Source organism: Amycolatopsis sp. NPDC026612, assembly GCF_040638285.1.
Lineage (GTDB): Bacteria > Actinomycetota > Actinomycetes > Mycobacteriales > Pseudonocardiaceae > Amycolatopsis.
Genome location: NZ_JBEZYB010000010.1, coordinates 124,914 through 138,856, shown reverse-complemented (window position 1 = coordinate 138,856; position 13,943 = coordinate 124,914). Strand labels below are relative to the sequence as shown.

Below are 13,943 nucleotides of genomic sequence, written 5' to 3'. Positions count from 1 at the left end.
CCGAGCGAGGAAGAAGGAAGGTGACCACGACATGACGACCGACGTAGCGGTGAAGGAGACTTCTGTAACTTGGGAGCTTCCGGAGGTCCGCCGGCTGCGCCTGGACGCGGAACGGGTCTGGGAAGCGGCGGGAGCGCACCGCAGGCTGGCGGTCGAGCTGGAGACCGGCATCGAACCCGATGGTCTGTACCGGGGCAAGAAGCAGCGCGTGCTCGCGGAAGTCGCCTCGTGCCACGCGATGGCGTATCAGGAACTCGCCGCAGCCGCCGAAGCTCGTGACGAAGCACGGCGGTACCCGCGTCACACTCCACAGTGGGCGCGGTTGGTGGAGGAGTCGTTCGCGGCGATCCGCCGGGCGGAAGCCCACCACGAACGCGCCGCGGCCCAGTCGGCGAGTGCGGCCGGCGACGAGGCGGCGGCCCGCCGGCACTTGGCGGCCGCGGAAGAAGCGGACCGGCGTGCTTTGTCGCCGATGAAGCGCAGCGCCTGAGCCGAGAATGCGGCGTTCCCGTCCCGCGCGGCCGGCCGCGCTGTACGTGGTGGCCGGCGTCCTGCCGGCGGGGTGCTCGCGCCACCCGCCCTCGGCGCCGGCCTGCTCTCCAATCAGGTCGGTGACTCCGTCGCAGCGATCGACGCCGACCGTGACGGCCACCCCGATCGCCGTGCTTTAGGACCATTACCGGAGCGTCGAGCACGGCTATGGCATCACCGCCTCCGACGTCGCACCCACTCCGGCTTGGTGGAGATCGCCGCCGACCTGAAGCGTTCGGCGGCGAAACCGGTGCCCGAGCTCCCTGGTGTACCGGCCCCCAGTCCGACGGGCGCTGTGCGACGACGTCGCTCACCGCAACGCGTGGTGGGAATCGTTGCACCGCTGGATGTTTGATGCTCCCGGCGAGCGGCGATCCGGAAGACATGGTACCGACGTGGCTGCTTTGCCTGTCCTGGATCGCGATCGCCGTGGCTGTCCTTTGTGGCGCCTGGCTGGTCATCGACATCTACGGCCGCGGCTACCGGCCACCCATGGCGATCATGGGCGTCGTCTGGCCGGTTACTGCGCTGTACTTCGGGCCGATCGCGATTTGGGCCTACGTTCGCTGGGGGCGCCCGAAGTCCGCTCGATGGCAGCGCGAACACGGGCGTGAGCCGGCCGATCCGCCCCATTGGGTCCCGGCCGCACTGGGTACCTCGCACTGTGGTGCCGGGTGCACGCTGGGCGACATCATCGCCGAGTTCGGCGTGTTCCTGCTCGGGGTCCAATTGGCCGGGAGCACGCTCTTGGCCGAATACGTCGGCGACTTCGTGCTCGCTTTGCTTCTCGGCATCGTCTTCCAGTACCTGGCCATCGCGCCGATGCGCGGTCTCGGCTTTCGCGAGGGTATCGTCCAGGCCGCCAAGGCGGACGTGCTTTCCTTGACCAGCTTCGAGATCGGCCTCTTCGGCTGGATGGCGTTGATGTCGTTCGTCTTCTTTCCCGAGCCGCACCTCCACCCCGACCACGTGACGTACTGGTTCCTCATGCAGATCGGCATGGTGATCGGGTTCCTGACCTCCTACCCGGTCAACGTGTGGCTGATCCGCAAGGGCATCAAGGAACGGATGTGACCCCCCGGTCATCGGGTGAGGTTGGTTCCCGGCCAGGTCTTGGTCCGCCGCCGACGGCGGACCAGTGCGGCGGACACGCTGACCGCCAGCACGAACGCTCCGGCGAAGACCGCCACCGGCCCAGTGCCGTGACTGCGGAGCAGCGCGGTCGTGCCCATTCCGGCCAGCGCGGCGACGCTCACCACCGCGCCCGTGACCAAGGGGCGGAACAACCGTTTTTCAGGGGATTCGCGGGTGGGCATCGGACCTCCTTCAGCTCTCCGAACCCGCCGACCGGGCGCGGTCGAGCGCTTCGGTCTCCTCGGGCGGGTCCGGCAAGATCAGCCCGCCGGCCAGCGGACTGCCGGCCAGGCCGAGGTCGTTCATGCGTTTGGGCACCGGAGCGCCCGCGTAGCCGGGCTTGTCGCGCTCGCCGTCCTCGCGAACCGAGCCCAGCGGCTGGTGGATCTCGACGAACTGGCCGTCAGGGCGCCGGACGACGATCCCCGTCTCGATGCCTTCACGCAGGATCTTGAGATCCCGGGTCTGCAGGCCGCGGCACGCGCGGTAGGTGACGGCGTAGGCCAGCGGCGGCAGGAGCAGGATGGCGAACCGGCCGACCCACACGACGACGTCGAGGTTGAAGTCGAATTCGAGCGCGATGACGTCGTTGAACCCCGACGCCAGCAGGATGGTCACGAAGGTCAGGGCCATCGCGCCCAGCCCGCTGCGCACCGGGGCGTCCCGGGGACGGTCGAGCAGATTGTGGTGCGCGCGGTCCCCGGTGAGCCGCTTTTCGATCCACGGGTAGCACATGGCGAGGAAGATGACGGTGACCGGCATGGCGACGGTGGGCCAGAACGGTGCCGGGATGCGGTAGCCGCCGAGGGTGACCTCCCAGGCCGGCCAGATCCGCGCGGCGCCGTCGACCCAGGCGATGTACCAGTCGGGCTGCGACCCGGCGGAGCCCTGCAGCGGGTTGTACGGGCCGTAGTTCCAGATCGGGTTGATCTGGAACAGGCCACCCATCAGGGTCAGCACGCCCGCGACGGCGACGAACAGGGAGGAGCTCTTCGCGGCGAACGACGGGACGATGCGGGTGCCGACGACGTTGCGTTCGGTGCGCTGCGGCCCGGGCCGCTGGGTGTGTTTCTGCCGCCAGACCAGGCCGAGGTGCACGGAGACCAGGGCGACGAGCAGGCCGGGGAGGAGGAAGACGTGGGCGGTGAACAGCCGGGGGAGGATCTGGTCGCCGGGGAACTCGCCGCCGAAGACCAGCCAGTGGATCCAGCTGCCCAGCACCGGGATGGCCAGCATGATCCCGGACGCGATGCGCAGGCCGGTGCCCGACAGCAGGTCGTCGGGCATGGAGTAGCCGGCGAAGCCCTCCACGATGGCGATGACCAGCATCAGGAGCCCGACGACCCAGTTCGCCTCCCGGGGCCGCCGGAAGGCGCCGCTGAAGAAGATCCGCATCATGTGGACGAGGATGGCGGCGACGAACACCAGCGCTGCCCAGTGGTGGATCTGGCGCATGAGCAGGCCGCCGCGCACGTCGAACGACAGGTCCAAGGTGCTGGCGAACGCGCGGGACATCAGCAGCCCGTCGGCCGGGGTGTAGTCGCCGTGGTAGGTGACTTCGGTCATCGAGGGGTCGAAGAACAAGGCGAGGTAGGTGCCCGAGATCAGCAACACGACGAAGCTGTAGAGCGCGATCTCGCCCAGCATGAACGACCAGCGGCCGGGGAAGACCTTGTTCAGCTGGGTGTGCAGACCGCTGGAGAAGTGGATGCGGTCCTCGGTCCAGCGCAGCGGCGCGGCGAGGACCGGGGCCGGTGACTTGCGTGGTTCTTCCGCCATCAGCCCAGCTCCCAGAACGAGGGTCCGATCGGTTCGGTGAAGTCGCCGCGTGCCCGGAAGTTGCCGGTTGCATCGACGGTGATCGGTAGTTGCGGCAGGGGCCGCACGGCCGGGCCGAAGACCGGGCGGGCGCCGGCGCGCAGGTCGAACTGCGAGCTGTGGCAGGGGCACATCAGGCGGTTCTCCTTGGCCAGGTCCATGCCGATGGGGCAGCCGAGGTGTGTGCAGATGCGCGAGTAGGCGTAGAAGTCCTGCCAGTTGAAGTTCTCCTGGCCGGATCGCGGGGTTACCGGAGTGCCGGGGAAGAGGCGGACGAGGTTGACCGGGCTGTCGGCACGCCGCAGGGCTTCGTGCAGCTTCTCGGGGTCGTCGCGTTCGGACTCGCGGAAGGGGACGCAGACCAGCACGGCCCCGGGGGCGAGGTCCTCGGGACGGACCAGGTGTACTTCGTCGGCTTGGCCGGTCACCCGTCGCAGGTACACGGCCTCGCCGGTCGGTGAAGCCCACGCCGTGTGCCACAGCGACTGTGGGCTCGACGGCTGGTCCCAGGGGTCTTTGACGAAGGAGCCGATCGCCCCGATGCCCGCGCCGAGGCCGCAGGCGCCGGCGGCGGCACCGACGGTCCGGGCCATCCAGGAGCGGCGGGTCAGCCCGGCGCTTTCGCGTGCTTCGTGCAGGATGGCGGCGGTCGCGTCCTGGTCGGTTTGCGAGGACGGCTCGTCGTGCCGTTCCTGGATCGCGTTTTCCTTCGGGAGGAAGTGGTGGGCGTAGGTGCCGATGCCGAAGCTGAGCCCGAGCAGGGCAAGGCCGAAGGTGGCGCCCAGCAGCGGGGTGTAGAGGTGGTAACCCGTCGCGTCGTGCCCCAGCGGTGGTACGTAGCGCCACGGCCAGACCAGGTAAACGGCCACGAAGCACAAAGCGCCGAACACCGCGAGGCCGAACCACGCCATGGTCCGGTGCCGGGCGCGCCGTTCCGCCCTGGTGCCGGCGATCGGCCAGCGGTCGGCGTAGGTTTCGAGCCGGACGCCGTCCATTTCCGCCGCGTTGCGGAGGAACGTCCGGCGACGTTCCCGGCCCTCGTCGTCGTTCACTTGTCCGATCCCTTCGAGAACCAGTGGACGTACCGGTCCGTCTTCATCCGTTCCACCTCGTCGGGATAGTGCAGGTCGAAGGCGGGCCGCTCGTTGCGGATGCGGGGGAGCTCGTGGAAGTTGTGCCGCGGCGGGGGGCACGAGGTCGCCCATTCGAGTGAGTTGCCGTAGCCCCACGGGTCGTCGACGCGGACCGGGTCGCCGTAGCGGTAGCTCCGCACGATGTTCCACAGGAACGGCAGCATCGACACGCCGAGGGTGAACGCGCCGACGGACGAAACCACGTTCAGGGTGGTGAAGCCGTCGGTAGGGTGGTAGTCCGCGATGCGGCGGGGCATGCCCATCGCGCCGAGCCAGTGCTGGACCAGGAAAGTCAGGTTGAACCCGATGAAGGTCAGCCAGAAGTGCCAACGTCCCAGCCGCTCGTTCAGCATCCGACCGAACGCCTTCGGGAACCAGAAGTAGATCCCGGCGAACGTGCTGAACACGATCGTGCCGAACAGGACGTAGTGCAGGTGGGCGACGACGAAGTAGCTGTCGTGGGTTTGGAAGTCCAGCGGCGGTGACGCGAGGATCACTCCGGTCAGGCCGCCGAGCAGGAAGGTGACCAGGAACCCGATGGCGAAGATCATCGGGGTGCGCATGGTGATCTGGCCGTGCCACATCGTGCCGATCCAGTTGAAGAACTTGATGCCGGTCGGCACCGCGATGAGGAACGAGGTGAGGGAGAAGAACGGCAGCAGCACGGCACCGGTGGCGAACATGTGGTGGGCCCAGACGGAGAACGAGAGGCCCATGATCGTGATGGTCGCCCAGACGAGTGCTTTGTACCCGAAGAGCGGTTTGCGGCTGAAGACGGGGAAGATCTCGCTCACGATGCCGAAGTAGGGCAGGGCGACGATGTAGACCTCGGGGTGGCCGAAGAACCAGAACAGGTGCTGCCACAGGACCGCGCCGCCGTTGGCCGGGTCGAACACGTGGGCGCCGAGGTGCCGGTCGGCCAGCATGCCGAACAGCGCCGCGGTGAGGATGGGGAACGCTCCGAGGATCAGGAAACTGGTGAACAGGATGTTCCAGGTGAACAGCGGCATCCGCCACATGACCATGCCGGGCGCGCGCAGGCAGACGATCGTCGTGACGATGTTGACCGTGGCCAGGATGGTGCCGATTCCGGAAAGGATCAGCCCCGCCGCCCAGAGGTCGGCGCCGACGCCGGGGCTTTCCGCCGCGCTGTGCAGCGGGGCGTAGGCGGTCCAACCGAAGTCCGCGGCACCGCCCGGGGTCAGGAACCCGCCGATGACCAGCAGACCGCCGAAGAGGAACAGCCAGTACGACAGGGCGTTCAACCGCGGGAACGCCACGTCCGGCGCGCCGATCTGCAACGGCACGAGGTAGTTGGCGAACCCGAGCGCGTTCGGCGTCGCGTACAGCAGCAGCATGATGGTGCCGTGGATGCTGACGAGCTGGTTGTACTGCTCGGCCGTCACCACCTGCATCCCCGGCTGCGCCAGCTCGGCGCGCATCAGCATGGCCAGCGCGCCGCCGAACAGGAAGAACCCGAACGTGGTGGCCACGTACATGATGCCGATGTCCTTGTGGTCGGTCGTGCTGATCAGGCGCAGCAGCGACGTCCCGAACGACGCACGCGGCCGGCGGACCGGCTCCGGCGCGAGCCGGGTCTCGACGGTTCGGGTCCGGGTCATCGGGTACCTCGCAACTGCTGGCTCGGCCGGGACGGTCCCGAGTACCCCTTCCCGCGAGACTTCAACCGTTGGATTGTCCTTGGGGCCGCCTCGTTTTTTTTGTTTCCATAGCTAACGGTTCCGGTCGATCCGTGGTGGCGCAACCTGACGAGATCGTCAGATTGCGGCCGTTTGTCACGGGGCTGTGCCGGTATCCCGAGAGAGGAGGAAACCCCGACAACGACGAGAGGGTGAACACATTGACTACTTCGACTCCCATTCAGGGGCACCCGGACCTCTTGGCCATGCGTGCGGCCTACGAACAAGCCGCGGAGACGCCGCAGGCGAGGCTGGTCGGCGGCCTCGTGCTGATCAGCGGTCTGTACATCGCGATGTCACCGTGGGTGGTGGGCTTCAGTCACTACGGTGACATGTCCGTGACGACTCTCATCTCCGGCCTGGCCCTGGCCCTGCTCGGAGCGGGCTTTTCGGCCGCCTACAGCCATACCCACACGATCGCGTGGGTGACGCCGCTGCTCGGGGCGTGGGTCGTGGTGGCTCCGTTCGCGGTGCAGCAGACCGGGACGACGACCCCGATCGTGGTCAACAACGCGATCGCGGGCGGCATCGCCTGCCTGCTCGGCTTCGGGGTCATCGCACTCGAAGCCAAGGCGCCGAAGAAACGCTGACATCCAGTGCCGTTTCCCGGAATGGCGGGTCGGGAATCCGGTCCGCCATTCCCCGACGGAGGTGCGGGGAGCCATGGAAGGGACAAACATGACAGTGAATAGCAAACCTGACATCGTGGACTTGCTGGTCGCGCAGCACCAGGAAATCAAGACGATGCTCGAGCGGCTGAAAACCGCCGAGCGCGACACCAAGCAGGCTGTCTTCGAAGACCTGGTACGGCTGCTCGCGGTCCACGAAAGCGCGGAAGAGATCGTGGTGCACCCGACCAGCCGGCGGGTCGTCGGATCGGACTCGCCGATCGTCGCCGACCGGCTGACCGAAGAGAACGAGGCCAAGCACGTGCTGGCCGAGTTGTACGGGCTGGGCGCCACTCACCCGGACTTCGACACCCGGTTCGCCGAGTTCGCTGCGTCCGTAACCGAGCACGCCGAGCGAGAAGAGGCCGACGAGTTCCCGCGCTTGCGGGAGCGCATGTCGCCTGACGACCTCATGCGGATGGCGGGCGCCTTGCGGGCCGCGGAGGCCGCCGCGCCGACGCGTCCCCATCCCCGCGTCGGCGAGTCGGCCCCGGTGAACCTGCTCGCGGGGCCGCCGCTGGGTGTGTTCGACCGCGTGCGTGACGGTGTTCGCGATTGGCTCGGCATCCGTGTGTGAAGCGTGCCGTCGAAGGGGGCCGGGCCTTGGCAGTCCGGCCCCCTTTGCGTGTTACCGGTGCCTGGCGAGATACGCGGTTCCGGTCACCGCCGCCGCGACTCCGAGAACCGGCGCCGCCATCCGGCCGGCGCGGCGGAGCGCTGACGGGCGTGGTCGGCTGTCCTTGTCCCGGGATCCGCGCGCCAAGGCCAGCACCTGAGCGGTGTGCAAGGCCGTCCGTCCACTGCCGGCATCGGCGATCTGGGTCTGACACGAGAAGCCGTCGGCGACGACGAGACAATCCGGGTCGGCCTCGCGGACCGCCGGCAGCAGGGCCTGCTCGCCGCAGTCCATCGAGATGCCGTACTTCCCGGACTCGAAGCCCCAGGACCCGGCGAGCCCGCAGCACCCGCCTTTGAGGTCGGTGACCTCGAGACCCATGCGTTCCAGGAGCCGGCGGTCCGGATCGGTTCCGCCGGTGGCGCGTTGGTGACAGTGTCCCCACAGCAGCGCCCGCCCTTCGAGCGGCGGGGGAGTGACGTCGAACTTCGTGAAGAACTCGCCGAAGTGGTAGGCGTTGGCCTTGAGGCGTTTCGCGTCGTCGTCGTGCGGGAGCATCTTGGTCAGTTCGTCCTTGAACACGGCCAGGCAGCTCGGCTCCATGCCGACCACGGGAATGTCCGCGCGCACGTAGTCCCGCAGCTCGTCGAGGACCCGGCGGAGGTAGTGTTCCGCGGCGTCCAGGAACCCGTAGTCGTACAGGGGACGGCCGCAGCAGACGTGCTTCTCCGGCATGATCACCCGCCAGCCCGCGGCTTCCAGCGCCTCGACGCAGGCGACGCCGACATCGGTGTGGAGATGGTTGTTGAACGTGTCGGGGAAGAGCACAACGGGACGGCCGCCGGGGTTCGCGGGACCGCCGCGCCGGCGGTACCACTCCTGCAGCGTCATCGGGGCGAAGCGGGGGAGTGGGCGGCGCTGGTCGATGCCCGCGGCGAACCGTGCAAGGTGGGCCAGGCCGGGGGTCTGGGTGACGAAGTTGACCAGCTCGGGGAAGCGGGACGCCAGCCGTGCGGCCTGGTCGATGAAGCCGAACGCGTAGGCGTGGCGGGGGCGCCAGCGGCGCAGTGACTTGTAGTGGTGCTGTCGGAACTCGGCCTTGTAGGTCGGCATGTCGACGTTGACCGGGCAGTCGTTGGTGCAGCCCTTGCACGCGAGGCACAGGTCGAGCGCGTCGGCGACCTCGCGGGATTGCCAGCCGTCGGTGATGACGTCGCCTTGGAGCATCTCGAACAGCAGCCGGGCCCGTCCGCGGGTGCTGTGTTTTTCTTCGCGGGTGACCTGGTAGCTGGGGCACATGGTCTCTTCGGCGTGCGGGACCCGGCACTTCCCGACGCCGACGCAACGCAGGGTGGCGTGGGCGAAGTCGCCGCCGTCCTCGGCGTAGGCGAAGCGGGTGGAAGGCCGCGGCGGGTTGTAGCCGGTGCCGAGCTTGAGGTCTTCGTCGAGCCGGTAGGCGTCGACGACCTTGCCCGGGTTCATCTTGGCCTGGGGGTCCCAGATGAGCTTGAACTCGCGCATCGCCTGGACCAGTTCCGAGCCGTATTGGCGATCGAGCAACTCGGCGCGTTGCTGGCCGTCGCCGTGCTCACCCGACAGCGATCCGCCGAAGGAGGTGACGAGGTCGGCGGCCTCTTCCATGAAGGACCGGTAGTTGGCGATGCCGTTCTTGGTGCGCAGGTCGAAGTCGATGCGGGAGTGGATGCACCCCTGCGCCATGTGGCCGTACATCGCGCCGTGCAGGCCATGCCGGTCCATCAGCTCACGCAGTGCGGTGACGTAGCTGCCGATCCGGGCCGGGGGTACCGCGGAGTCCTCCCAGCCCGGCCAGTGGTCCTTGCCTTGGGGGAACGCCGTGGATCCCAGCCCGCTTTCCCGGATGGTCCACAGGTGCTCGCTGCTGCCGCCGTCCTGGACGCTGCGCGCCACCAGCACCCGGTCGCGGGCGTACCCCTTGTCCCGGACCAGCCAGTCGACGAACTCCTCGGCGCGCCGGATCGATTCGTCCGGGGTGTCCGCACCGAACTGGACGAGCAGCCAGGCGTTGCCCTGCCGGTAGGGCAGCTCGGCGAGATCGTCGACGTTCATGGCCAGTTCCTGCTGGTTGTCGATCAGTTCCCGGTCGAGGGCCTCCAAACCGATCGGCCGCCAGGTGGCGACCATCTCGATGGCGTGTTCGGCGGCGGCGGGCAGGTGGTCGTAGCCGACCACCACGAGGGTGCGCTCCAGCATGGCGGGGGTGAGCAGCAGCTCGGCCTGCAGGACGGTGACGCAGGTGCTTTCGGTGCCCACCAGGGCCCGGGCCACGTTGAAGCCCCGCTCGGGCAGGAGTTCGTCGAGGTTGAAGCCGGAGACCCGACGGGGGACTTCCTCGGCCGAGCGGAACCCGGACCGGATCCGGTCGGCGTAGCGGTCGCGCAGGTCCCGCAGGGCGGCGTAGATCTCGCCCTTGCGGCCGCCTGCGGCGATGATCTCGTCCAGCTGCGCTTCTTCGTCGACGCCGACCCAGAAGCGGGCACCGTCGTAGGTGACCACCTCCAGAGCGTGCACGTTGTCCGACGTGCGGGGGCCGGGGCCGTAGAGCTGGGACTGGACGGAGTGGATCCCGCAGGAGTTGTTGCCGATGTTCCCGCCGATGACGCACCGCGAGTGCGAGGACGGGTCGGGGCCGAACACGAGGTTGTGCTTGCCGGTCGACCGGTTGACGTCTTCGTTGATCGCCCCCGGCTGGCAGAGGACACGCCGGTGTTCGACGTCGGTTTCGCCGATGTGGGTGAGGTACTTGGAGTGGTCGATGACGACCGCGTAGTTCACGGTCTCACCGGACAGGCTCGTACCGCCCCCGCGGTTGACGATCGGCGCGCCGAACCGGTGGCAGACCTGGTGGGTGGCTACCACGTCGTCGAGGGATTTGGGGATCACGACGCCGATCGGGACCTGCCGGTAGTTGGAGGCGTCGTGGGCGTAGAGGGCCAGCGACGCGGTGTCGAACCGGACTTCCCCGGTCACGGCCTCGGCGAGGGCCCGCTCGAGGTCGGCGACCGGCAGGCGGTGGGTGGCCCGCGGGGGCCCGGGGATCTCGGGTGACGTCTTGGCCGGGACGTCCAGGAACCGTTTCATGTGGACCTCGTGTGCTAGTGGGCTGGGATGGTGCCGTGGACGCGGTACGGCTCGGCGTCCGGCCACTTGACCGCGAGCCCGAGACCGGGGCGGTCCGGGTCGGGGTGCAGAGCGCCGTCTTTCGGGGTCAAGACGCCGTCGAACAGCAGGCTTTCGATCCGGGTGTGGTCGTGGAAGTACTCGAGGTGGCGGAGCCGTTCCACAGCGCAGAAGGCATGCGCGGAGACCGCGGGCGCGCAGTGCGCGGACAGGTCGATCTGCCTCGCGGAGGCGAGGCCGGCCACGGAGAGCACGCCGGTGATGCCGCCGCAGCGGGTCACGTCCGCCTGCAGGCAGTCCACCGAAGCGTGGTCCAGCAGATTCGTGAAGTCCCGCAGGACGAACCCGTACTCGCCGGCCGCGACTTCCAGGCGTGCGGGCGCCCGGTCCCGCACGCGTCGCAGACCCTCGAGGTCGGCGGAGCTCACCGGTTCCTCGAACCACCGCACGTCCCACTCTTCGTGGTAGCGGGCGGCCCAGTACTGGGCTTGCTTGACCGTCAGGGCGCCGTTGGCGTCGGTGAACAGCTCGGCCTCGTCACCCACCGCGCGCCGGACTTCGGTGAGCCGTCGCGGGTCCTCGTCCGGAGACCGGCCCGTCTTCAGCTTGACGCGGGGAATGCCCTGTTCCACCCAGCCCGCGAGCTGGTCGGTCAGCCGGGCCGGCGGGTAGTTCGTGAAGCCGCCGCTGCCGTAGACGGGCACCCGGTCGTGGAAGGCGGGCAGCCGCAGCGCGAGCGAGACGTCGAGCAGCCGGGCGCTCAGGTCCCACAGCGCGATGTCCACCGCCGAAACGGCCATCGCGCCCAGCCCCGGACGGCCGGCGTTCCGGATCGCCGTGAACATCGCGTGGCAGCTCGCCGCGGGGGCGAACGCGTCCCGGCCGCACACGACCGGCGCCAGCTTGTCCTCGACGAACCGGGCCAGCGAGGGTTCGCCGTAGGTGTAGCCGAGGCCGGTCAAGCCGCCGCCGTGGACCAGTACCAAAACCATGGTGGTGCTGTCCCAGCGCAGCATGCCGTCTTCCTCGACCCCGTCCGGTCCGTCCGTCGGCACGGTGAACGCGTGGACGTCCACGCGGTCCACCGGCACGCTCGTGGAGCTCGGGGTCATTCGCTGTCCCGGCCGGGGAGCTTCTCGTAGAACTCGGACAGCTTCTGCCGGAACCCCCGCACCCCCATGCCGACCTTCTCCGGGTCGTGCAGCGCCGCCTTGGCCGCCTTCTTGCCCTGCTCGTACATGATGTGCGGCGGAATCGGTGCGAACTTCCGGTCGACCTTGAACTCGAGCACGACCGGGCGGTCACTGGCGAGAGCCTCATCCCAGGCGGCGCCTACCTCGTCCGGCTTCTCGCAGTAGATGCCGCGCAAACCCAGCAGTTCCGCGTACCGCGCGTAGGGCACGTCCGGGATCGACTGCGATCCCTCGAATTTCGGATCACCGGCCATCGCTCGCTGCTCCCAGGTCACCTGGTTGAGGTCCTGGTTGTTGAACACGCAGAAGACGAGCGGAGGCCGTCCGCCGCTGAGCCGGTCGAGGTAGCGCTTGACGGTGATCATTTCGTTCATGCCGTTCATCTGGAACGCGCCGTCACCGACGAAGGCGATCACTGGCCGGTCCGGGTAGGCGAACTTGGCACCGATCGCATACGGCACGCCTGGACCCATCGTGGCGAGCGTGCCGGACAGCGAGGCTCGCATGCCGGGGCGCAGCTTGAGATGGCGGGCCCACCAGTTGGTGGCCGAGCCCGAGTCGGCGGTCAGGATGCAGTCGTCCGGCAGCCTCGGCGACAGCTCGTGGGCCACCGCCTGCGGATTGATTTCGCCGCCGAAGTGCTGTCCCGCCCGGTCGTCGAGAGTCCGGTTCCAGGTCCGGACGTCCTTTTCGATCTTCTCCCGCCAGCTGCGGTCCGATTTGCGCTTAAGCAGTGGAATGAGCGCTTTGAGGGTTTCGCGGGAATCGCCGACCAGGTGGGCGTCCATCGGATACCGGATGCCGATCATCCGGCCGTCGATGTCGATCTCCACGCCGCGGGCCTGACCCTCGTCGGGCAGCCATTCGCTGTACGGGAAGCTGGTGCCGATCATGAACAGGGTGTCGCAGTTCGTCATCATCTCGTCGCTCGGCTTGGTGCCCAGCAGGCCGATGGGCCCGGTGACGAACGGGAGATCGTCGGGCAGCACCTCCCGGCCCAGCAGGGCCTTGGCGACGCCCGCACCGAGCAGCTCCGCCGCCTCGACCACTTCGGCGGCGGCTTCCGCAGCGCCCTGTCCGATGAGGATGGCGACCTTCTCGCCTTCGTTGAGGACGTCGGCGGCGCGCCGCAGCTCGTTTTCGTCCGGCAGCATCCGCGGCTTGCTCCAGCCGACGCTGGAGAACACCGAGCCATGTTCCTTCGGCGGTGCGGGCTGGGCCTTCTCCTCCTGGATGTCCTCCGGGACGATGATCGTGGCGACCCCGCGCATCGTCAGCGCGGTCTTGAAGGCGCGGTCGATCACGTGCCGGACCTGACCTGGGTGCATGCACACCTGGACGAACTCCGAGACGTCCGCGAACAGGTTCTCCAGCGCGATTTCCTGCTGGTAGTGCGCGCCTTGGGCGGTGCGTTTCTGCTGTCCGACGATCGCCACGACCGGCTGGTGGTCGAGTTTGGCGTCGTACAGCCCGTTGAGCAGGTGGACCGCGCCAGGGCCGGACGTGGCCATGCAGCAGCCCACCTCGCCGGTGAACTTGGCGTGCGCGCAGGCCATGAACGCACCCATTTCTTCGTGGCGCGGCTGGATGAACTCCGGGTCGCCGTTCGCACGGTCGAAGGCGCCGAGCAGTCCGTTGATCCCATCCCCTGGATAGGCGAACACGCGGTGCACCCCCCACTGGCGAATCCGGTCGAGGACGTAGTCGGCCACCTTCGTTGTCATCGGCTCCAGCTCTCTGGGTTCGTCGGGCTTCGGGCAGCGAGCGCAGCTGCGCTACGCGGCGGCTACCCGGCTGCCTGCGTTCCACGCGCCAGGGCACCGCGGTCGTTACCGAACCGAGATGCATCAGCCAATTGTTGTACGAACAAATGATCGCCGATGGTCGGCACTCCTTGATCGAAAGAATTTCGTCAGGTGCAGCCGGCCTTTGGCGTGAGAAGGTAGAGCACGTCTGTGGAGGCGGTTCACTCGCGGCCGTCACGATGATTC

At 68.3% G+C, this 13,943-nt stretch carries 11 protein-coding genes; 4 read left to right on the top strand and 7 right to left on the bottom strand.

What is annotated here, in order from left to right; translation table 11 throughout:
- The first annotated feature begins 31 nt into the window (after window positions 1-31).
- Entirely contained in the window at window positions 32-490 is a 459-nt protein-coding gene (locus AB0F15_RS13575; RefSeq protein WP_360269684.1) for a hypothetical protein, read from the top strand.
- Window positions 491-885: 395 nt separating this feature from the next.
- Entirely contained in the window at window positions 886-1,605 is a 720-nt protein-coding gene (locus AB0F15_RS13570; protein ID WP_360269683.1) for a DUF4396 domain-containing protein, read from the top strand.
- A gap of 8 nt (window positions 1,606-1,613) precedes the next feature.
- Here AB0F15_RS13570 and AB0F15_RS13565 read toward each other — a convergent pair whose 3' ends face one another.
- From AB0F15_RS13565 to ctaD, 4 genes are read right to left on the bottom strand one after another with little or no spacing between them, the layout of a single operon-like run.
- Window positions 1,614-1,847 carry a hypothetical protein gene (locus tag AB0F15_RS13565; RefSeq protein ID WP_360269681.1) on the bottom strand — a complete coding sequence of 78 codons (234 nt, stop codon included), beginning with the start codon at window positions 1,845-1,847 and terminating at the stop codon, window positions 1,614-1,616.
- A 10-nt stretch (window positions 1,848-1,857) separates the two neighbouring features.
- Entirely contained in the window at window positions 1,858-3,444 is a 1,587-nt protein-coding gene (locus AB0F15_RS13560; protein ID WP_360269679.1) for a ubiquinol-cytochrome c reductase cytochrome b subunit, read from the bottom strand.
- On the bottom strand, window positions 3,444-4,535 hold the full coding sequence (locus AB0F15_RS13555) for a Rieske 2Fe-2S domain-containing protein (protein WP_360269677.1): 1,092 nt from the start codon (window positions 4,533-4,535) through the stop codon (window positions 3,444-3,446). The genes AB0F15_RS13560 and AB0F15_RS13555 overlap by 1 nt, the downstream gene beginning before the upstream one ends.
- A complete protein-coding gene (gene ctaD, locus AB0F15_RS13550; protein WP_360269675.1) occupies window positions 4,532-6,238 on the bottom strand; it encodes a cytochrome c oxidase subunit I in 1,707 nt (568 codons plus the stop codon). Before ctaD ends, AB0F15_RS13555 begins: the two co-directional genes overlap by 4 nt.
- A 239-nt stretch (window positions 6,239-6,477) precedes the next feature.
- Between ctaD and AB0F15_RS13545 the strand changes: the two genes are divergently transcribed.
- Window positions 6,478-6,906 (top strand): SPW repeat protein, encoded by a 429-nt coding sequence (locus AB0F15_RS13545; RefSeq protein WP_360269673.1) that lies wholly within the window; start codon window positions 6,478-6,480, stop codon window positions 6,904-6,906.
- A gap of 121 nt (window positions 6,907-7,027) precedes the next feature.
- The gene (locus AB0F15_RS13540; RefSeq protein WP_360269671.1) at window positions 7,028-7,561 is read left to right on the top strand and encodes a hemerythrin domain-containing protein; all 534 of its coding nucleotides are present in this window, start codon (window positions 7,028-7,030) and stop codon (window positions 7,559-7,561) included.
- A gap of 51 nt (window positions 7,562-7,612) precedes the next feature.
- On the opposite strand, the gene AB0F15_RS13535 is transcribed toward AB0F15_RS13540, so the two are convergent.
- Genes AB0F15_RS13535 through AB0F15_RS13525 form a run of 3 tightly spaced genes read right to left on the bottom strand, consistent with a single transcriptional unit; the run spans window position 7,613 to window position 13,676 of the window.
- A complete protein-coding gene (locus AB0F15_RS13535) occupies window positions 7,613-10,720 on the bottom strand; it encodes an FAD-linked oxidase C-terminal domain-containing protein (protein ID WP_360269669.1) in 3,108 nt (1,035 codons plus the stop codon).
- A gap of 14 nt (window positions 10,721-10,734) precedes the next feature.
- On the bottom strand, window positions 10,735-11,871 hold the full coding sequence (locus AB0F15_RS13530) for an enolase C-terminal domain-like protein (RefSeq protein WP_360269668.1): 1,137 nt from the start codon (window positions 11,869-11,871) through the stop codon (window positions 10,735-10,737).
- On the bottom strand, window positions 11,868-13,676 hold the full coding sequence (locus AB0F15_RS13525; RefSeq protein ID WP_360269666.1) for a thiamine pyrophosphate-requiring protein: 1,809 nt from the start codon (window positions 13,674-13,676) through the stop codon (window positions 11,868-11,870). The genes AB0F15_RS13530 and AB0F15_RS13525 overlap by 4 nt, the downstream gene beginning before the upstream one ends.
- Window positions 13,677-13,943 lie beyond the last annotated feature (267 nt).